Origin of the sequence: Pseudoxanthomonas gei (assembly GCF_010119615.1) — a bacterium.
GTDB classification, from domain to species: Bacteria; Pseudomonadota; Gammaproteobacteria; order Xanthomonadales; family Xanthomonadaceae; genus Pseudoxanthomonas_A; species Pseudoxanthomonas_A gei.
The window spans coordinates 1-519 of the sequence record NZ_QOVG01000043.1 but is presented as its reverse complement, the minus strand read 5'-3'; the positions used below and the strand labels follow the sequence as shown (position 1 = coordinate 519).

Annotated in this window: 1 protein-coding gene; it reads left to right on the top strand. The window is 40.8% G+C overall.

Annotated elements, in window-relative coordinates; genetic code table 11:
• Positions 1–502, top strand: a 502-nt coding sequence (locus DT603_RS15885; RefSeq protein ID WP_211368497.1) for a type I methionyl aminopeptidase, incomplete at its 5' end; no start/stop codon positions are given.
• Positions 503–519: the final 17 nt, after the last annotated feature.

Genomic DNA, 519 nt, shown 5'->3' with positions numbered 1-519 from the left:
CCTAATTTATATGGCAAGTTCTGATCGAAAAGATAAAATGATTTTTTATAGGAGTGATGAAGAAATCGCTCTTATAAAAATCAGTGCTCAGGTCTTAGGGAAAGCTCATGCTGAAGTCGCTAAGCTAATTCGGCCTGGCATACAGACGAAGGAACTTGACAAGGTGGCAGAAGCGTTTATTAGAGATAACGGTGGAACACCTTCTTTCCTGGGATACAACAAATTTCCAGCGTCACTATGTATATCGGTTAATGATGTTGTAGTGCATGGCTTCCCAAGCCGATACGAATTACGTGATGGAGACATTATCTCTATTGATTGTGGCGTGAAATTAAATGGCTTTCACAGTGATAGTGCTTATACCTATCCAGTTGGCAATGTTAATCCCGCAACAAGGCGTTTGTTAGCTCGTACAAAAGAATCATTGTACGTAGGGATTGAAAAAGCCATTGAAGGAAATCGTATTGGTGATATTGGGCTGTGTCTTATAAACATCTTCTAACCCACCACACACCCCGC